Raw genomic sequence first — 20703 nt, 5'->3', positions numbered from 1 at the left:
AAAAGAATTTACAAAACTCATTCAAATCAACTTACCACACATTAATAACACAACAGTTAGTAACACTGCAAATGAACAAGTTGATAGGCTTTATAACTATCAAGATCATTTTGCAACCCAAAGAAAACGATTACATAACCCACCAGCTAGTATTTCCAACCTTCAAGCATATGCCCACCTCTATAAAATAGAGTGTTCTTCAAGTAACATTTATTCGGCTAATCATTCACTCCAATAATAAACAACCGTGACTTACTGATTAAACAAAAGTCACTTTGTCACAAGGCCACTTAAAGATGAATAAATCGCTTTTAATGTTACTGACCATGACCGCTTTGTTGGCAACACGAGTCACCGCTGCCCCGAATAAACATGAGGTGATGAATCAAATCAAAGCGCAAGTAAGCTCTTGGATAGATATTCAAGTCACACCACAAAATAGTATTATCCAAAAGATGGTCTTCAACTGTAATTTCTATCTAACAACCCCAAGCATTAAGTCTCCAGATGGCAACGAAAGCAGCTCTGGTTCATATCGCTTTTATTCACATAATGGGGTAGTCGGCGCGATGACTGAACCTTTCACTACTCAACCCCTTCCAGAATTAATAATGTGCCTGAAAGAAGACTTCATCGTCACTAACCAAGAGCAAGCTCAATTATTATTTGAAGCCATTGAAACGGTATACACAAATCATTCAATGTTCGACGATCGCTTCCCGAAAGAAATCGTCAAGACATCAATAGGTTGGAACTTCATCAACGGGGAAATTTTTGGGGACAATAAAGGCTATGCGATTGAAAGCACCCCGGAAGGAAAAGTAACCAAAATTATCCGTTCACTGAATCTTTAAACGCTATTTTTGTCGCTAATTTATCTTTAGTGCCTGATTTTTCTTTAACACATAGCTTCTTCATGGCTGTTAAAGATCAGAGTTCAATTTGATAGACGCACTGCCAAAGCACGACATCTGTCTGCATAAATCGATTAAAGTATGAGTTCCCCGAATTTATTATGATGACCAGCTACCAACCTTTCGAACATCTAAAGTGTCCTATCTGGATATATGACATTGATAATAAGCGAATAACCTGGGCAAACAGCAGTGCCCTCCCTCTTTGGGAGTCTGAATCTCTATTTGAACTGACCTCACGCGATTTTGGTATTGAAATGTCAAAAGCGATCGAAGCAACGCTTGAAGAATATCAGAGACAATTTCAGCGAAATCAAAGTGTAAAGACTTGGTGGAACTTCACCCCAAAATACATTTCTAAACGCGCACTATGTCTTTTCTCTGGAATCCCATTACCCGATGGCCGAACAGGGATGCTAGCGCAAGTCATCGCAGAAGAAGAGAGCTTAAAACGCGATCTCACATACTCTGATGGTTCCAACCTCTCTCTTTTATTCAACAAAGTGGGAAGCGTAGTGAGTGCAAACTCCGCTTTTTCTAAAAACTACGGCTCGCCGTTTAGTCGCCTATCCGATTTTGTTTCAAGCGAAGAAGTTGCAGACCAATGGTTATTTTCAGCTCGCAAAGGTCGAGACATTTTGGAGGAAGTCAGCTGTAAAATTGAAAATAAAACCCACCACTTTGATGTTCATGGAAAGTGGTTGTTTGACAAAAGTGAACTGCTATTAAACCTAACCTGTACCACCAAACAAAAAGAAAATTTGATTAAAGCTCGATATAACGCAGAGCACGACTGTCTCACTGAGCTCTACAACCGCCGCGGGATCACCAAAAGGCTCGAATCGAGTATTGCCTGTCACTCGCCCTTTGAATTGATGTTTGTGGACCTTGATGGCTTTAAGTTGGTGAATGACACTTATGGGCATAGTGTTGGTGACCAACTACTCAAAAAAGTTGGCAAGCGTCTTAAACAGATCCTCGACGAAACATGCACAATCGGTCGCTTTGGTGGTGATGAGTTCATCGTGATTGCTCACGCCCGAAAAAATCAAAATATCCCGTTACTCTGCTCTCGCATTATCGATTCTTTGAACAAAAGCTTCCAAATAAAAGGAATTGGCACCTTATCTGTAGGTTGCAGCATAGGTTCTGCTCATTTTCCAGATAATGCCACGGATAAAGAATCATTGTTAAAGCAGGCCGGAATGGCGATGCATGTTGCCAAAGCCAATGGTCGGAACCGCTTCCAAACTTTTACTCCAAATTTAGCGCAGATTCTGCATCGGCAAGTAGAGATACGCCATAGGTTAACTCTGGCACTAGAAGGTGATGACCTCAATCTTCATTACCAACCGATAATGGACACCAATAGCAATAAAGTTAAAGGGTTTGAAGCCCTACTTAGATGGTCGGATAAAGATCTGGGCAACATCGAGCCCGATGAGTTTATTAGCCTAGCGGAAGAAACTGGACAGATTGTTCCACTCGGAAAGTGGGTCCTTAACTCTGCACTTAAGCAACTGTCGATATGGCACCGAAAATTTGATGATGAATTGGTAATGAGCATCAATATCTCGTGTATTCAGATGCACACTACTTTTGCAGAGCAACTATCGGCAATGCTCAACTTCTACAACATACAACCTAAAAGTATCGCCCTTGAGATCACTGAATCCTCAATGATCTTCAAACACGGTGAAGTCAGACAAGCATTAGACGATATTTCAGCGTTAGGCGTTGAGCTACACCTTGACGACTTCGGCACTGGCTACTCTTCTCTCTCTATGTTGCATGACTTGCCAATTAGTACCGTTAAGCTAGATAAAAGCTTCGTCCATGGCACCTATAAAGGGAGCGAAGCGATTGTCCAAGCCACCTATGCTATCTGTGAAAAATTGGGGCTTATGGTGGTTGCGGAAGGGGTCGAAACTGAAACACAAAAAGCTTTCTTAACCAGTTGCGGATATCAATATTTACAGGGATTTCTGTTCAGCAAACCTATCCCACCCGATGAAGTCGAAATGCGATTTTTGTCTAGTAGATAACTCGACTCTAAGGGGGTTACTTACTAAAGCAATTAAATTCCCCAAGCACAATATAATTATGTAAGTGGTAGATGCGAAAATGCTATCAACTATACCGCTTACGTAACTTTTACGTCATACCCAAGTCTAGATAATTTATACTTTGGTTGGTTGTAATGAAATTACCATTTAAATTACTCCCAACGCTAACTTAATATAATCATCAATATCCAACCAACCAAAGTAGACATACTTATAGTATGCCCTGGAAAATGATACTAGATATTACCTTTCTTATAAATCGGGTAATCTTGAGTTTATTTCCTTTATTTACATAAACTTAAATGACATGAAAATAAAATCAAGCCATCCTTATAGAAACAGTCCAACTACAGAAGTAAAAATAAGTGCAATACAAATTAACATAGAAAATAAAACTATATTCTCAAAATTAACAATAAACAAACCATATCGAGACAATCATAAAAAACCGGGCGATCTGACATATAAATAATTTAATCATATAAAACCAAAATCCAAATTAGCTTTCCAAAGAGGGAATGACAAAAATTACAGAACAAGACAAAAAGTAAAAACCCAGCCCCTAGAAATGGATAAATGCCAAAATAAATGGATAAATCCACTTTCCCCCTTGTAAATCATCAACTTTTATTTATAAATTCAAGTTTTGGGTGAACATCTCTATAACCTGTTATTGACCCCAAAATTCTGCGATTAGTATCAACATCTTGAGAGAAATAGTGACATTTTAGTTATGTTATTTAGAAAGGACTCTTAGGTTGAATGAAAATCTCAGCATCACATATCAATCACGTAAATATAATAACTATCGCTTAGGAGTTAAGCTATGCATTGTTCTTTCAATATAAACAATAACTATGAGAGCTTGCAATTAATTTATAATGAAGAAAAAATATACATAAAAAGGAACAGTAATAAGATATCAGAGGAAAGTCTTAATAGTAAAGAAAGTTTTGTTTTCAAATATCTTATTGAGCATTCATCGATATCAAACCCTCAATCTGCTAGAGATGTTGAAAAGTCATTTAAATTACACTTCGATGAAGAGTTCAGCTTGTACGCTTTAAAGAACATTATTGCTTCGATAAGAAAAAAGTATAGGAATCTGTGTAAGAAAGCCAAAATTAACAATAATAGTGAACTTATCTCGAACCTTTATAAGGTTGGTTATTTTATCGACCTAGATAAAAGTACAACCAACCGTATAACACCAAAATACAACATCAACCAATTCAAGCTCAGCCATATCGAGATGTTGAAGCTGATGCTCAACACTTACCAAAAAGAGTTGATCAGAGGCTTTATAACCGTTTGTACCGTTTCTTCATTTTTTTTGTTCGTTGTCTACTTCTTCCAAATCCTTTATACAACGAAAATTGCAGATGAATACAGTAAAAACGCAAAGCAAATAGTAGAGGAAATAATGAACTATGGCTGTGATAGCGAAGTTGCAGTGTACGCATTGAGGCACTCACTTAACCTTGATTCTGTTTTGATGACAACGCCTTATGGTTCATGCTACATATCCAAAACACAATCAAAAATGGTTGAACTAGACCAAATTGAAAATTTTGACGATAGCCTAGATTTTGCTTATTCACGCTTCTCAGACCCCAAAGAGGACATCGAACTCATTGCGCGTATTTCTAAATGGTCTATTGAAGCTAGATATAAGAACTCATTACTCCCTCTTTTGGTTGATTCAGTTTCCATACAAAAAAATGGTCACTACATATTAAACCTAGGCGAAAACAGTCAGCCTATTTATCAAGCCCCACTTCCAACCGGTGCAACCATCACTTTCTACAGTGATGATATTGTGCTTCTGTGGGTCATTTTTTCTCTGGTGATCGCCACGCTACTTTATCGCTCATATATTCTTGGCTTTGGCATTTACCTGCTTCGTTGGCGACACATATCCTTCGAGGAAGAGCCCATAATCAACACTGACGACAATAGCGTTTTATATTACGAGTTATTGTCTAGAGTGCGTAACGTAGGCGTTCTGAGTTTCATCAACACCATGAGACGTACTAATTTGTTGACCTTTCATACTATTTTAATCATTGAAACAGTAAAAAAAGCGAAGTTGGACAACAGCCATGATATCTACGGTGTCAATGTGTGCCCGAGTGCGTTGGTGGGATCTAACTTTACAAAGCTCAAAGAGCATTTAGTCACGATGGAAGCGAATGAGTTTGTCGTAGAAATAACAGAGTATTCAAACATTGGCTATGGCTATGAGGTCATCGACAACATCAAAATGATCAAAGATCTTGGAATCACCATCGCGCTAGACGACTTTGGTACAGGTAACAACAACATTGAAATAATTAGTGCTATCTCTCCGACCTACCTAAAACTGGATCGTTGTTTTGTTAAAGACATTGAATCAGGAGATTATCATCAAGGAGTATTGCTTAATATATCGGAGATTGGACGCTTATCAAACATCACGATGATTTATGAAGGTGTCGAGACGCGCAGGCAGCAATATATCTTATGTCAGTTAGGCTACAACCTACATCAAGGTTATCTGTACAGTAGACCTAGTCACTCGGAGGAGTAATTATCTACCACCTCATTTAAATATTGATGACCTCCCTTTTCTTGTTTAATTGCCATTGATCATACAACGACTTGAGAGCCCACAAGGAAGTAGGCTTCAAGCGTTCTCATAACCCAATACATTTCTCTCAAACATAAAAATATACTCTTCATTTTTATAAAAACCTTGCCAATCTGAATAAAAAGTTTAGTGTTATACACATGTATATCACCATGCAGCTTTAATTATGACCAAATGGAAAGACGACCAACCGATCTTTAGGCAGCTAGCGGCAAAGATCAGTGACCAAATTCTTCAAGGTGTTTGGTTAGAGCAACAAGCACTGCCCTCTGTGCGTGCGGTTGCCGCCGATCTCAAGATCAACCACCTTACTGTCATGAAAAGCTACCAGTTACTGGTGGATGAAGGCTTGGTAGAGAAAAAACGCGGCCAAGGTATGTATGTCGCAGAAGGGGCACTTCAAAAATTGAAAGAGTCCGCACATCAATCATTCATCAACACACAGATCCCAGCCATCGCTGAGACGCTAGGCATCATTGATATGAGTGTCGAAGAACTCGTGAAACAGCTAGAACAACATATAAAGGACAAGTCATGAGTACTTTACTTTCAGTGAAAAACGTAACCAAAACCTATTCAAATCAAGTGGGTGTCGAGAACATCAGCTTTGAGTTAAAACCGGGGCAAGTGCTTGGTCTGCTAGGCCACAATGGCGCAGGGAAATCGACTCTGATCAAATCACTGCTTGGCGGACACAGCTATCAAGGTGAGATAGAAGTTAACGGCTATCACCCTATCCACCAGCATGCAGAACTCATGTTGCACCTGTCGTACATTTCAGATGTTAATGTGCTACCCGAGTGGATGACCGTTAAACAACTGCTTCGATACACCCAAGGCGTGCACCCAAGCTTCAACAAGCAAAAAGCAGAACAGACGTTAAGTAGCACCAACATTAAGCTGTCTTCAACGATCAAACAGCTTTCTAAAGGGATGAAGGTACAACTTCACCTTGCAATCATTATCGCGACCGACACTCAAGTGTTGATCTTAGATGAGCCAACGCTAGGTCTAGATCTGCTCTACCGCGATACTTTTTATCGCCACCTCCTAGAGTGGTTCCATGACGGCGAACGCGCGATGATCATTGCCAGCCATGAGGTTTCAGAGATTGAACACCTATTAACGGATGTGTTGATTCTGAAACAAGGCCATTGTGTGCTGCAAAAGAGCATGGAAGACATCGAGAACGACTATTTCATTATCGATGTCGCAAACAACCACTCAAGCGAAATCCAGAAACTTAATCCACTGACCTCACAACCTGGGCTAGGAACCACTAAATGGTTATTGGAAGGCCAATACAAAGCGCAAGTTGAATCATTGGGTAACATCTACAACGTTGGTCTCGCAGACCTATTCCTTGCAACACAGACGGAGAAGGCATAATGCACCCAACTTTTTATATGCTAGAAAAAGAACTGATCGAGCACAAAATTAACACTCGATTACCTCTATTTATCGCGTTATGTGGTTTCTTGCTGTTCGTTAGTTTGTTTTTCAATGGCGTAGCGCAGCATGAGTTCTTCTTCCAAATGGAAGTGAATGGCGACGTGAGCGACATCCACAGAGAGTTTGCACAAGACCTCAACTCAGTGATCTACTTTGGTGCTGGCCTTATTTCACTCATACTTTCAACGCTTTACATCCCTAAAACACTGCGTAAAGAGCGCCAAGAAGGCAGTTCGATGTTTTGGAGAAGTATGCCAGTATCCAATGCCATGACTCACGGCGTTAAGCTAGGCTTCGGTCTAGTGGTTATTCCGGCTATCTGCGCGCTATTAGTTCTATTCGCTGACTTCCTATTCTGGATATTGAACGTCTCAAGCGAACAACAATTGGCATTGATAGTAGAGCAGCAATCACTGTTTTATGTGCTGAGCAATTGGTTGGTATTCTTTGGGCGAATGATGTTAGTTGCACTGGTTTTATTGCCACTAGCAACCGTTACCCTGGCAATTTCGCAGTTAGTGAATTCTCCACTGCTTGTCATTTTTATCTCAAGCTATGCGATTAAGTTACTCTCGGTCGCCGTATTTGGATTCTATGGCATCAATGACTTCTTCTCTCTCATCGCATCACTACCAATAAAGGTACTAACGGCGAGCAACCCATTCAGTGCGATTGCAGAAGCGCCGGTTTTGTCTTTGGGTATTTATGTACTGATTGGTGTTGGCGGGTGTCTACTGAGCTTGAAGCTAAATAGAACGGACGATGTGAGTTTGAAGACGCTGTTCCATCGATAGAGTCACTTATTCTGAACTCTCAACGGGTAACCAAATCAGATATCAAAATCTAAATCAAAGCTTCTGAGAAATCGGGAGCTTTTTTATTGGCCGCTGTTTTATTGTTAGGTGCTTTGAATTCTAACAACGGTTTTCGTGATAGAGGCAAAGGTACGGATTGGTGGTTGGTTTTGGTTTTGCTTCAGAGTGCTGAGCGGGTAAAGATAAACTAGGAGGTATTAATGAGCTGACATTGAATTGCATTACTGTTAATGCCTGCCAGCTCTTTGGGGGGTAATTTCTTTAGTCGCCGACCAGATGAAGGTCCTTGAGAGTGCTATTGAAATCGGTTTGTTGCGTTTTACATTTGATTAAGCTGTTCAGCTTTTTTAAAGCTTTACGATTTAAAGCTTTACGATTTAAAGCTTATTTCTTTGAAGCTTCTTTCGCTGTGTCTTTCCAGTATTGGATGCGAACGCGATGAAGCTGTGCTCTTCTCATTTTTTTCATAAGGGATATTTCCTTTTCTTTATCTGCTCTTCATGAGCTATTTTTATTGCCTACCATTCGAATCTAACGGTGTTTGATGGCCAGATCAATGATACAAGTCACAAAATATATAGAGTTTCGAGTACCATTTACATCAAAGTATGACCTAGTTATCAACTATGGCTCAATTCAATCTATTAAGCCGTTGTTCGAAATTTAGATTAGTTATCTCAGATGACAAATTCATTTCAGTATCAATACAGTTCAGTGATACGTATTTAATAGACCGGACTAACACAGATTTAGTTCCCAATAATTTGTCTTTCCTACTCCTACCATTAACTGGCCTTTCTCGCGTAATACTTGTCTTCCTCCCAATTAAAGTTACGTTGTAACTTGCGTGCTTTTTGTATTGACTATTTTTTATTCACACAGGCCTATACGACACAAACTCAAAATGGGATTATGTTTGTAACGGAAGAGCTTTTAATAGAAAAAGACAGTAATGGATAAAATCAAATGGACGTGATCATGAGTAAAGTCATTCTACAAGGGCATATTCTTGTGCCAGACAACGACCTAGAAGCCGTCACACAAGCGCTGGTTGTTCATAAGGAACTCACACTCTCAGAACCCGGTTGTATCGTGTTTCGAGTCAGTCAAAGCTCACTTCAACCTAATCGTTTTGAAGTGTATGAAGAATTCACTAGCCGTGAGGCGTTTGAAGCGCACCAACAGCGAGTAAAAACGTCTGAATGGGGTGAAACCTCCAAGAACGTGACACGTCATTACCAAGTCACCGACGTTCCGACATCATAATGATACGTCCGCTAGCCAACCACATCGTCACGTTGATCAAACAAGATCCCTTACGAATGCAGGTTTTAGACTGTGTCGATCAGCTGGATTTACCGCAGTGCTATGTCGCTGCGGGCTTTGTGAGAAACCTAGTTTGGGACGACCTACATGGTTATGCTTCCCCGACTCCACTTAATGATATTGATGTGATCTACTTTGATCCTATTGATACCTTCTACGAATCGGGTCTTAGATACGAGGCTCTACTTCAACAACGGTTGCCTGAATTAAATTGGCAAGTTCGCAATCAAGCCAACATGCATACTCGAAACGAGGATGAGCCCTATCAAAGCTCATTGGATGCGATGCGTTACTGGCCAGAGAAAGAAACCGCAGTCGCCGTCAAGCAAAGCCCGACAGGGGAAATCGAGTGCATTTCGGCTTTTGGTTTAGAGAGTTTGTTTGATTTAAAGATCACACCGAATCCCAATCGCAGCAGAGACGTGTTTGATCAACGAGTTCAGTCTAAAAACTGGTTAACTCATTGGCCGAAGTTAACTATTGGTTGTTTGAGTCTCAAAGGGTCCTTTGTCGCTCGTACTAATTAGTCGCAAGTTTTATACATTAATATGTTTAATATAAACTATGGTTAATATTAACTCACATCCATATAAGGTAGCTATTATGTCGATTTTACGTGCGTTACTGATACTTATAAGCTTAGTTATCATTGGGTGTGCTGATACACATAAACTTCAGGTTACGGATGTAAACTCGACAGCTAAATTTGAAACAAGTGATTCAGTTTTAATCGGCCGCTCAAAGAATGGGGAGTATGGGAAGCACTATTATTCAGGCTCAGGACTAATGGTGAGTAAAGCTCTTCAATCAGAGTTATTCACAAAACTAAACAACGTCGCAATCGCTAACCAAGCAGCTGACTACAATTTTGTCCTTGAATATGCGAAAAGCAATGAGTTCGACTACTTAATTTTTCCTACCATATTACACTGGGAAGATCGCGCGACTGAATGGTCAGCAAAGCCAGATAAAGTAAGCGTAAAAATTACAGTTGTTGATGTTAAAACAAAAGTAATTATTAAGTCTGGCATAATCGAAGGAAAAAGCGGGCTAGCTACCTTTGGCGGTGACCACCCACAAGATTTATTGTCAGAGCCGGTCAGCGAATTTATGGCTAGCCTATTAAATTAATTATCGTGGTGATTCAATAATTGAGCTCTATTGCGTAGACAACATCAACTCTACCTTATGACACCGTAGTTAGCATGGTTAACCTATGTCGAATCAAACTTTGCCTCTGTAAAACCATTGACTAAAAGCCCAATCAGATCGAACATGCCCCCACTTGCTTAGCTTATCAATTTATTAGCTTAGTAAGTTAGTAACTAACCAACTCATCAACCGCGCGTGGCGACTAGCAGCTACGCTCTCTCGTCATACTGAGTAACGACCATGAACCAACAATACATGCTGCAAGCTCTTGAAGCTTCGCGCCAAGCCCTACCCGATTGCCAACCAAACCCGCCTGTGGGTTGTGTTTTGGTGAAAAACGATAAGGTGGTGTCTGTTGGATATACGCAAAAGGTCGGTGGAAACCACGCCGAGGTTGAAGCACTGAATGGCTATGACTGCGAAACGGATGGAGAAATGGAAGGCGTTACCGCTTACGTAACTTTAGAGCCATGTTCATTTGTTGGCAGAACACCCGCTTGCGCCAGTACATTGGTTAAAGCAGGTGTAAAACACGTAGTAGTGGCGATGCTAGACCCAGACCCTCGCAATAATGGTCGTGGTGTGGCGATACTCGAGTCGCACGGCGTGAAAGTCGATGTAGGGTTATGCCAAGAACAGGTAAACGCCTTTTTAACCCCGTATCTTGGTAAGTCCTAGATCTTAAACAGCCAGTGCTAATTCAATTTCACTCGGTAAAGCGGATTGCCTGGCTTATCGACAAAATACGACCAAATATGATCGTAGACGGCATGTTGGTTGGGGAACGGCGCAAGTGCTTTCGCTTCCTCTAAATCGCACCAGCGGTACTCTGTATGTTCGTCATTCAGTTCAATCGCTTGGTTGGGTGGGCATAGCACCGCAAACAGAGGGATTAGCTGAATCACATTAACGTGAGCCTCGTAAAACTGCTCCAGAAACTGCGCGTTATACAAAGCTTCCACTTTAATTTGGGTCTCTTCTTCAAACTCGCGCACGATAGCCTGCCAGCCTGTTTCACCCGCTTCAATCGAGCCTGCGACGTGACACCAAAACTCGCCCTTTACACGCTTCATTAATAGCATTTTCATTTGTCCGTCGATCTCTGAAAGAGCGACACCGGAGACAATCGAAGTATTGAGTGGAATCATAACGTTACCTTAGTTTTCATAAGAGGGCGGCAAGGCTACCACCCTTCGTTTGTGAAGTTACCTTCTATGATTAAAAACGAGAAGTTACTCATCAATTAATGAAGTTCAAGCCATAACTCATGGGTTCCGTGTTAACCGTCTCGCTTAGCTATCCAGTAATAGAACCATTTCTTATTTGAGGCGCTTTTCGATAAAGAGTAGAATCGCCGCCTTGTACTGTGTTTAAAACCTTTAAACATACACAGTAGACTCACAACCATTTATCACCACGATATAAGTATTAATACGACTATGCACTCATCAAAACCAACGCACGACTCAGAAAACAGCCATACTCCTGAGCATTGCTTCACTCGTTTTCAACAGCCGATCGAGTCATATTCGTTGCCTGAGCGTTTCACATTCCCGTTCTATTATGAACCGCATCCACTGTGTGAAATCGCCTCTCATCAGCTTCAACAATATCTAGAAACGCAAACCGATTGGCAACATGACTTCGGCTTAGATTCTGACGCAGGTCGCGGCAAAATGTTTGGTGTGTTACTGGTGAAAAGCCCTGAAGGTGAGCTTGGTTACTTCTCTGCTTTCTCTGGAAAAATCGCCGACCAAAACCTACTGCATCACTTTGTTCCGCCCGTATTCGACATGTTGAGTAGCGACAGCTTTTTCCATCAAGACACGGCCGACATGATGGCTGTGAATGCGAAATTTAAAGCGCTGCAAGCAAACGCTGATTACCTTGAACTGTGCGAGCAACTGGCACAACAAAAAGCACAAGCTGAACAAGAGATTGAAGCTCAGCGTTTATTAATTATAGAAGGCCGAAAAACACGTAAAGAACAACGCGAACAATGTAAAGAAAACCTTGATGAGCAAGCCTTCGAACAGCTAAATAACGAGCTAAACAAAGCCAGTGTTGCCGACAAGAACCAACAGAAGTATCTAAAACTCAACTGGGAACAGACTCTGCAAGTGTTGCAGGCTAAAGTTGATGTGTTCACGACTCAACTGGCTGAGCTAAAAGAGCAAAGAGCACACCTTTCTCATCAGCTTCAGCACAAACTGTTTTCACAATACGCTTTCCAGAATGCGGAAGGTAACATTGAGGATCTCAACCAGATCTTTGAAGACACCCCAAACAAGATACCACCAGCGGGTTCTGGCGAATGTGCCGCTCCCAAGCTGCTGCAATACGCGTATTTGAACGGTTACACACCGCTGGCATTGGCTGAATTTTGGTGGGGTCGTTCACCGAAATCGGAAATCCGTAAGCACAAGAAATACTACGCGTCTTGCCAAAGTAAGTGTGTACCGATTTTAGGCCATATGATGAAAGGCTTGGAAGTCGATCCCAACCCATTGCTAGAGAACCCAGCAGAAGGCAAAGACCTCGATATCCTGTTCCAAGACGATCACATCGTTGTGGTACACAAACCAGCAGGCTTTCTATCCGTACCGGGTAAAACCATAAAAGATTCGGCCTACACTCGTGTTCAAGAAATGCATCCCGATGTTGAAGGGCCATTTGTTATCCACCGCTTGGATATGGCGACCTCTGGCATTCTAATATTTGCGCTTACACGACGTGCGAACAAAAGCCTACAGAAGCAGTTCATTACTCGTGAAGTTGAGAAGCGTTACGTGGCAATGATAGAAGGCGTTTTAGAGCAAGATGAAGGTTATGTTCGCTTACCACTACGTGGAGATTTATACGATCGTCCTCGTCAGATTGTCTGCTTCGAACACGGCAAGCCTGCTGAAACGAAATGGGAAGTGATTGAGCGAAGCCAAGACACAACAAAGGTTTATCTGCACCCGAAAACGGGCCGCACACACCAATTACGTGTTCACTGTTCACATGAAGAAGGGCTTAACATGCCTATTGTTGGTGACGGCTTATATGGCAACAAAGCCGACCGACTGCACCTACACGCAGAAAGGCTAGCACTACACCACCCAGTCACCAAAGAGTGGATGGAGTTCCAGTTCGACGCCGAATTCTAAGCGTTAAGACTACTTTCTGCGTTAAGCCTATTTTCTGCGTTGAGCCTAGGAGATAAACCAGAGTCACAAACCATTTGTGACTCTGACTCCCTCTTTCTCCTACCCCTTTCGGATAATTCACCACGCTTATTGCACTACATCAAGGTCCACTTTGTTGTGAGGAGTAGCATGCGCCTCTTCTTCTTTCCTTGAGGCCTTTGATATGTCATCAGCTGCTTTGAATATACAACCCAACACAACGACTTCTTCCGTGATCGCTTCGCAAGCACTAAGCTTGAAACCACTCACAAACAAAAAGCCAGACTTAAACTCGGCAATGCTCAATCTAATTAAAGAAGTTAAAAACGAACTCCCTCTTTACGAGTCGGAGACGTTTATCTGTGGACCGAAAGGAAACTGCTCTGGTTGCTCTAAGAAATTATTGGAGATGGTCGACAGTGAATTGATGTACTGGGAACACAGTATTTCAATCGGCCAAGGCCCTAACTTCGAAGAATTACGCCGTTTTGGTAAGCTATGCAGTAGTGTTAGACGCGGCCTAGAACGCAACGGCTTGGTAGAAAAGCGCCCAAAGAAAAGATAACCAGCTAACTCACAGCTACTACAAGCTTTCGATGAGCATTACAAACTATCTATCCGCACTACAATCTATCGATCATCATTGCAATCTAACCTAGTCACTAACAGGTTGAACTCGTTCACTATAAGAGTGATAATATTTTGTAATACAATAAGTACCAAGACAAACCATTAGAGATTTTCCGCCAAGTTCTTGAGCGAATCCATCCTTCATGTCTAGCGTGTCTTAAACCTTCTGAAAGCCAACATCACATCCATTAAAAGCCCTTTATTGGATAGCGGGGAAATACCTTGAAGAAACCACAACCAATACTGGGTAAGACCGGTATGCTATTTTTCCTCGTCATCATCAGTGCGTTTCCTCCATTGACCATCGACCTGTATTTGCCAGCCCTTCCGCAAATGGTTGAGGTGTTCAATACCGACCAATCGATGGTCAACCTAACCCTGAGCAGCTACTTCGTGACCTATGCGGTTGGCCTGTTGTTCTGGGGACCGCTCAGCGAAAAGTTTGGACGTAAGCCGATTCTACTCATTGGCATCGCAAGCTATATGGTGGCGAGCGTATTATGTGCCATGACCAACAGCATTGAGCAGTTGATTGGTGCCCGTATATTCCAAGCCTTTGCGGGCAGTGCCATCACCGTTATCGCAACCGCCATCGTGAAAGACCTTTATGACGGCCGAGAACGTGAAAAGATCATGGCGACTATCATGTCACTGGTGATCATCGCGCCAATGGTTGCGCCTGTATTTGGTGCCTTCTTACTGAAAATTGCGTCTTGGCGAATGATGTTCGTCACCCTCGCCATTTTTGGTGCATTTGCGTCAGTTTTAGCTTGCTGCTATCGAGAAACACTCGAAACCAAATACCAAGGTTCTATGTTCCGCTCATGGGGAAGGATGGGCGTGGTCATGAAAAACCGCTCGTTCCTCAAGCTGCTGGTCATTTTCTCTATCATACCGATGGCATTGATGGGCTTTCTTGCGGCGGGTTCTTATATCTACATCGATCACTTTGGATTGACCGAACAACAGTTTAGTTACGCGTTCGCATTCAATGCATTGTGCGCCTCATTTGGCCCAACAATTTATATGAAGTTGTCCTACAGAATATCAGTTCAAAAGGTCATCTCTGGATGTTTTGCTTTATTGGCGATAGCAGGAATCTTTACCCTAACCATCGGCGACTTGTCCCCTTGGTTCTTTATGTTTATCGCAGCACCAGCGACGCTGATGGTTATCATCATGCGAGTACCGGGCACCAACTTAATGCTGAACCAGCAAGATCATGACACGGGCTCTGCCGTCGCATTGATTCAGTTCTTTAGCATGATTTGTGGTTCACTTGGTATGGTGTTGGTTTCAATCCGCCCAGAGTCGCTGATTGAAAACCTCGGCTTTATCCAATTATCCATCGGTACGCTAGGCGGCCTGATGTGGCTAATGGTCAGAAACAAAGAGTATGTGACTAAGAAACTGAATTAGGCCCCTTCAAGATGATCACTGACTGTACGAGTCGATAAACATGAGGAATGGTGAGTATTAAAAAATCATTCCTCAGAGAGAAATCTAGAACGAAATCTTGATGGTGTTAAGCCGATGATTTTCATGAAGACTTTTCGGAAGCTGTTTACGTCCTCATAACCAACCAAATAGCTGATCTGCTCTACCGGTTTATGAGAGCTTTCCAATAACTCGCATGCGCTTTGAATACGTACGTGTTGGATATAATTGATAGGCGTAAAACTGGTCGCTTTAGTAAATTGTCGGATAAAGGTTCTTCGTGTCATGAAGGCTTCTTCTGCCAATTGATCGAGCGACAAAGGGAGATGATGATGCTTCTGAATAAAACGCTGCACCGACACAATCTTGTCATTGCCGTGAGCATAGTTCGGCACAAAACTCTGATAGTAGCGCTGCTCTCTCAAGCCCGTATCAAGCACCAAATATTTACCTAGATTACGAGTGTTGGTCGGTGTCGTGTATTTGGTCAGGATAAACAAAGCGAGATCCATCCACGACATCAAACCACCAGCGGTCATCACATCCGCATCATCAATCAAGATTTTGTCGATATCGACTGCGATCTGTGGGTAAAGCTCCGTAAACTTCTGCTGCGCTTGCCAGTGCGTGGTCACGGTTCGCCCTTCTAACAAACCTGTTTTCGCCAAAATGAACACGCCGGCACAAGCTGAGCAAAGTATCGCCCCCCTTTGGTGAGACTCAATCAGGTACTCAAGCAAGGTGTCACTCGGCTCTAGATAGTAACAACCATCTAAATTCGGTGGGAGTATGATGATATCGGCGTTCGACACGCTAACACTGTCATGCGCTTGGATCTGAACGTTGAATTGAGTCTTCTCAGGCGAAGGTTCAAGAGAATTTGCCATCTGCAGAAACTCTTTCACGCCAAACACGGCACTTTGCAGAGAGCCTGGGTAGTCGATGATTTCGACCACAACTGATTTTGTCACTATTGCCATAGAGTCTGTCATTTTTGACGTGCGATAAAAACTACAGAGTATTCATAATACCCCTACACCGCAACACACTAAATACAAAGGTATAGAATATGAAGAACACTGCACTACTACTTATCGACTTTCAAAATGACTATTTCCCTTCATACGAGGGCGCAAAATGGGCGCTGTCTGAAACAGAGCAAGCAGCAGAAAAAGGTGCACAGTTATTATCCGCTTTCAGAGACAAGCAACTTCCTGTGGTTCATGTACGTCATGAGTTTCCGACGGTTGATGCTCCGTTCTTCTTACCAGAATCAGACGGTGCTCAAATCCACAGCAGCGTGACTCCGCTAGAGGGTGAACCTGTTATCATAAAGCATCAAATCAATAGCTTTAGAGATACTGAACTGAACAAGGTGCTAAAAGATCAAGGCATTGAGAAACTGATCATCGTTGGCGCAATGAGCCACATGTGTATTGATGCAGTGACTCGTGCGGCTACCGATTTTGGCTACGAATGCCACGTAGCGCATGACGCTTGCACAACCTTAGACATGGAGTTCAATGGCGTTAAGGTTCCAGCAGCTCATGTCCATGCCGCTTTCATGGCAGCGCTTAGCTTTGGTTACTGCAATGTCGCAACGGCCAGCGAGCTTGAAAGCCAACTTTAGTCAGACTCAAAACCGTCCACATGGGCGGTTTTGTCTATATTCAAATCAGAATTAGCTTCCAAACAATTCTTTCAGGCGCAAAAAAGGCCCCTTTCGGAGCCTTCTTATTAGAGTCTGAGATCACTCAACTTGAACAATTGCTACTAAGCTTGAGCCACTTGACGCGCTGGGTGTTTGATAAACACAGCAACCACAGCCACGATTGCAAGAGCAAAACAGTAGTACGAGTTAGCTACAATATCCAAAGGCGATAGGTTAAATACCGAACCTAATAGCAATACCTGCGCACCGTAAGGCAACACGCCTTGAATCACACACGAGAAGATATCCAATAAGCTCGCTGAGCGACGAGGAGATACATCGTTCTCTTCAGCTAATTGGCGAGCAACACTACCAGACACAATGATTGCTACCGTGTTGTTTGCCGTACATAGGTTCACCATTGATACCAAGCCTGCAATGCCTAGCTCACTTGCGCGGCCATTTGCTTGCTTAGAGTGTGAAGAACCAAACGCACGAATCACACCACTTACTAAGTTAGTCAGGAACGCTAATCCACCTTGACGACGCATGAGCTCACTCAAACCGCCAATTAGCATCGACAATAAGAAAATCTCCTGCATGTTGCCGAAGCCTGCGTAGATGTCTTGAGCGTAATCAGTCATACCGTAGTTCTCAACAGAACCTAGGCTCACTCCACCCGCTAGCAAGATACCAATCGTCAACACAACGAATACATTCATGCCCGATACCGCAAGGATTAGGATAGTGATGTACGGAAGTACTTTCAGCCACTCGATTGGACCCGTTTCAGGCACCTGAGTCGCTGTGCTGTTGAAAGCAAAGATAACAATCGCGATAAGTGCAGCAGGCAGTGCAATACGGATGTTCTCTTTAAACTTGTCTCTCATCTCACAGCCTTGCGAGCGTGTCGCGGCAATCGTGGTATCAGAGATGATAGACAGGTTGTCACCAAACATAGCGCCACTTAGCACCACGCCAGCGGTTAGAGGAATGCTCATGCCAGCTGAGTCAGCAATGCCTAGCGCAACAGGGGCTACCGCAGCGATAGTACCCATAGATGTGCCCATTGCGGTCGCAATGAAAGCTGAAATTAGGAAGATACCCGGTAGGATCATGCTTGTCGGAATCGCCGATAGACCTAGGTTTACCGTCGCGTCCACGCCACCAGACGCTTTAGCCACAGCCGCAAAAGCACCCGCCAATAGGTAGATCATACACATTGCGATAATGTCTTTGTGACCTACTCCACCTAAGAATTGTTCGATAGCGCGGTTCAATTTATCTTTGCTTAGCAACAACGCTAACATCACAGCAGGCAAAGCTGCAATTGGAGCTGGAAGCTGATAGAAAGCAAAATCGACGCCTTGCAGCGACAAGTACGTACCTACGCCAATAAACAACGATAGGAACACGATAAGAGGGATAAGCGCAACTGCCGAAGGGGCAATTACCGCATTAGAATTTTTTGAATTGGACATGGAACATCAACGCAATAGAACAGGAAGATGAGCAGACTAATGTCACACTTAGAGGTTGTCAACGTCTAGACGTCTAAACGCCCAATTTAATGCAAAGTAATAAGCACGCCATTGAACATCACATAATAGAAAAGGCTATTTACTAACCAAGTAAGCAGCCTTTGGATAACAGATCATGTAAGCAGAAAGCTTTATAACTTTTGTTTAAATATCACTTCATATTCGCCTAACTCGTCATAACGTACTGTCGTTAGTTGATCGAATTCGACTTCAACAACACCACAATATGACCCGGTAATAATGGCCTCACCCGCTTCGAAGCTAACACCGCGTTGAGTCATAGTGTTAATCAGCCAATAGATAGGAGTTTGTGGTAGTGAGTTTGGGTGCTTACCAGAGAAGGCTTGCACTTTCTCATCTTGAGTAATAGTAATCTCAAAGTTCGCTGCTGCAAAAGCGCTCTCTTTACTAAGCTCAGGACCAAGAAACAAACCTTGATTAGCTAAGCCATCGGCCAACACCTCATAGAACTCTACGCCACTATCATCAGCAAAGCGGGATTGAATAAGCTCTAAAGCCATGCGACACGAACCGATAGCCTCATTAACTTGCTCTTCAGTGTAACCATTGGAATTTGCTGGTAAAGGCTTGGCCAAGACAAAAGCAATTTCAGGTTCAATACGAACTACTCCGTTATCCGAAAAAGCCTCGCATTCAGAACCAAACTGAACGCTATCTTCGAAAATAGGCGCAACGATCAACTTCTCTTCGCTCAATGGCAACAGGCATTTCCAACCACCGACTTTACTGCGGTGAAGGTCAACCATTGATGCTTGAATGTGTAAAGAATCTTCAAGGTTGTTCGGGCGAAATTGCTCACTCATTCGCGCTGCTTTCATACCAGCAACTCGGTAGCTTAGTAACTCTTTTGCCGCTTGTTTAAACTTACTTTGCATGTCTTATCACCCTGAAATTATAGGGCTTTATAATACTGAAATTTATAGCTTGTGGGTAGGCATCCAATTACAGTTTCCACCATGCCTGAACAGGTACGGGCTCTGAGATCACCAAACGTTCACCCATCACAGGGCTTACCATTTGTACATCTCGCTCTTTGCTTATCGCCAGTGCTTGTTCCATTGGGTCTTGCCAATCGTGCATAGAAAGGTCGAAGGTACTGTTGTGGATTGGCATCATCACCTTACCTTGCAGATCAATGTGTGCCTGAACACTCTGTTCTGGGAACATATGAATATCCGCCCAAAGTGAATTGTATGCGCCCGTTTCGACCATGGTTAAATCAAACGGCCCGTAGCGCTCACCAATCTCTTTAAAGCCGCTGAAGTAACCGGAGTCACCGCTAAAGAAGACTTTCTTGTCTGAAGCGTTAATAACCCAGCTACCCCACAGTGTTTGGTCACGATCAAGCAAGCCACGTCCAGAGAAGTGCTGTGTCGGCGTCAAAGTAAACTCAATGTCTGAGGCCGTTGCCGATTCCCACCAGTTCAACTCGATGATCTTTGCTTTATCCACGCCCCACTTTTCAAGTAGCGCTCCGACTCTAAGTGGCACCAAGAATGTCCCTACTTTGTCGGCTAATACTTTAACCGCACCTTTATCTAAATGGTCGTAGTGATCATGGCTGATCACCACCACATCAATATCAGGCAGTTCTTGCAGTGAGATTGGTGTCGGATGAAAACGTTTTGGCCCCATCCATTGCACGGGTGATGCACGATCACTGAACACAGGGTCAGTCATCACTAGCTTCCCATCCAGTTTCATCATCACACTGGAGTGACCTAAGCGGTAAGCAACGTCGTCTTGTTCTTCGATCAATTGCTCAGCTGTCATTGGAATCAAAGGCAATGCAGCGCGCGGCACGGGCTCATTCCTTTCCACTGTCACGTATGCTTTCAAGATTGAAAAAATATCAGACATACCCGATTTGTATTCCAGCTCACTGTTAACAAACTTCTT

Annotated in this window: 19 protein-coding genes; 14 read left to right on the top strand and 5 right to left on the bottom strand. The window is 42.9% G+C overall.

What is annotated here, in order from left to right; all coding sequences use genetic code 11:
- The first annotated feature begins 296 nt into the window (after positions 1-296).
- From MED222_RS21060 to MED222_RS21105, 10 genes are all read left to right on the top strand, one after another.
- On the top strand, positions 297-854 hold the full coding sequence (locus MED222_RS21060; RefSeq protein WP_009844751.1) for a hypothetical protein: 558 nt from the start codon (positions 297-299) through the stop codon (positions 852-854).
- A gap of 161 nt (positions 855-1015) precedes the next feature.
- The gene (locus tag MED222_RS21065) at positions 1016-2959 is read left to right on the top strand and encodes a putative bifunctional diguanylate cyclase/phosphodiesterase (RefSeq protein ID WP_009844750.1); all 1944 of its coding nucleotides are present in this window, start codon (positions 1016-1018) and stop codon (positions 2957-2959) included.
- 847 nt (positions 2960-3806) lie between these two features.
- Positions 3807-5549, top strand: coding sequence for an EAL domain-containing protein (locus MED222_RS21070; protein ID WP_009844749.1), 1743 nt, complete (start codon positions 3807-3809; stop codon positions 5547-5549).
- Between the two features lie 226 nt (positions 5550-5775).
- A complete protein-coding gene (locus tag MED222_RS21075) occupies positions 5776-6147 on the top strand; it encodes a GntR family transcriptional regulator (RefSeq protein WP_009844748.1) in 372 nt (123 codons plus the stop codon).
- Entirely contained in the window at positions 6144-6998 is an 855-nt protein-coding gene (locus MED222_RS21080; RefSeq protein ID WP_009844747.1) for an ABC transporter ATP-binding protein, read from the top strand. The genes MED222_RS21075 and MED222_RS21080 overlap by 4 nt, the downstream gene beginning before the upstream one ends.
- Positions 6998-7855, top strand: coding sequence for a hypothetical protein (locus MED222_RS21085; protein WP_009844746.1), 858 nt, complete (start codon positions 6998-7000; stop codon positions 7853-7855). The genes MED222_RS21080 and MED222_RS21085 overlap by 1 nt, the downstream gene beginning before the upstream one ends.
- Before the next feature lie 999 nt (positions 7856-8854).
- Entirely contained in the window at positions 8855-9142 is a 288-nt protein-coding gene (locus MED222_RS21090; protein WP_032555117.1) for a putative quinol monooxygenase, read from the top strand.
- Entirely contained in the window at positions 9142-9729 is a 588-nt protein-coding gene (locus MED222_RS21095) for a nucleotidyltransferase family protein (RefSeq protein ID WP_009844744.1), read from the top strand. The genes MED222_RS21090 and MED222_RS21095 overlap by 1 nt, the downstream gene beginning before the upstream one ends.
- Positions 9730-9805: 76 nt before the next feature.
- Positions 9806-10333, top strand: coding sequence for a DUF4823 domain-containing protein (locus tag MED222_RS21100; protein WP_009844743.1), 528 nt, complete (start codon positions 9806-9808; stop codon positions 10331-10333).
- Between the two features lie 261 nt (positions 10334-10594).
- Complete coding sequence (locus tag MED222_RS21105) at positions 10595-11032, top strand: bifunctional diaminohydroxyphosphoribosylaminopyrimidine deaminase/5-amino-6-(5-phosphoribosylamino)uracil reductase RibD (RefSeq protein WP_009844742.1); 438 nt, start codon at positions 10595-10597, stop codon at positions 11030-11032.
- Between the two features lie 17 nt (positions 11033-11049).
- Here the strand turns inward: MED222_RS21105 and MED222_RS21110 are convergent, their stop codons facing one another.
- On the bottom strand, positions 11050-11502 hold the full coding sequence (locus tag MED222_RS21110) for an NUDIX hydrolase (protein WP_009844741.1): 453 nt from the start codon (positions 11500-11502) through the stop codon (positions 11050-11052).
- A gap of 291 nt (positions 11503-11793) precedes the next feature.
- Between MED222_RS21110 and MED222_RS21115 the strand changes: the two genes are divergently transcribed.
- The 3 genes from MED222_RS21115 to MED222_RS21125 all read left to right on the top strand — a co-directional run bounded on the left by MED222_RS21115 (position 11794) and on the right by MED222_RS21125 (position 15573).
- A complete protein-coding gene (locus MED222_RS21115) occupies positions 11794-13506 on the top strand; it encodes an RluA family pseudouridine synthase (protein ID WP_009844740.1) in 1713 nt (570 codons plus the stop codon).
- Between the two features lie 202 nt (positions 13507-13708).
- A complete protein-coding gene (locus MED222_RS21120; RefSeq protein ID WP_009844739.1) occupies positions 13709-14089 on the top strand; it encodes a hypothetical protein in 381 nt (126 codons plus the stop codon).
- Between the two features lie 287 nt (positions 14090-14376).
- Positions 14377-15573: a multidrug effflux MFS transporter gene (locus tag MED222_RS21125; RefSeq protein ID WP_009844738.1), complete on the top strand. Its 1197-nt coding sequence runs from the start codon at positions 14377-14379 to the stop codon at positions 15571-15573.
- 65 nt (positions 15574-15638) lie between these two features.
- Here the strand turns inward: MED222_RS21125 and MED222_RS21130 are convergent, their stop codons facing one another.
- Positions 15639-16571 (bottom strand): GlxA family transcriptional regulator, encoded by a 933-nt coding sequence (locus MED222_RS21130; RefSeq protein ID WP_009844737.1) that lies wholly within the window; start codon positions 16569-16571, stop codon positions 15639-15641.
- A gap of 89 nt (positions 16572-16660) precedes the next feature.
- Between MED222_RS21130 and MED222_RS21135 the strand changes: the two genes are divergently transcribed.
- Complete coding sequence (locus tag MED222_RS21135; protein ID WP_009844736.1) at positions 16661-17221, top strand: cysteine hydrolase family protein; 561 nt, start codon at positions 16661-16663, stop codon at positions 17219-17221.
- A 143-nt stretch (positions 17222-17364) separates the two neighbouring features.
- On the opposite strand, the gene MED222_RS21140 is transcribed toward MED222_RS21135, so the two are convergent.
- The 3 genes from MED222_RS21140 to MED222_RS21150 all read right to left on the bottom strand — a co-directional run.
- On the bottom strand, positions 17365-18723 hold the full coding sequence (locus tag MED222_RS21140) for a Na+/H+ antiporter NhaC family protein (protein WP_009844735.1): 1359 nt from the start codon (positions 18721-18723) through the stop codon (positions 17365-17367).
- Positions 18724-18914: 191 nt separating this feature from the next.
- A complete protein-coding gene (locus MED222_RS21145; protein WP_009844734.1) occupies positions 18915-19679 on the bottom strand; it encodes a fumarylacetoacetate hydrolase family protein in 765 nt (254 codons plus the stop codon).
- Positions 19680-19746: 67 nt separating this feature from the next.
- A partial coding sequence (locus MED222_RS21150) for an MBL fold metallo-hydrolase (protein ID WP_009844733.1) occupies positions 19747-20703 on the bottom strand: 957 nt, incomplete at its 5' end.

The organism is Vibrio sp. MED222, from assembly GCF_000153005.1.
In the GTDB taxonomy this organism is placed as follows: domain Bacteria; phylum Pseudomonadota; class Gammaproteobacteria; order Enterobacterales; family Vibrionaceae; genus Vibrio; species Vibrio tasmaniensis_A.
Note: the sequence above shows the minus strand (reverse complement) of the source record. Positions and strands in the feature narration are given on the sequence as shown.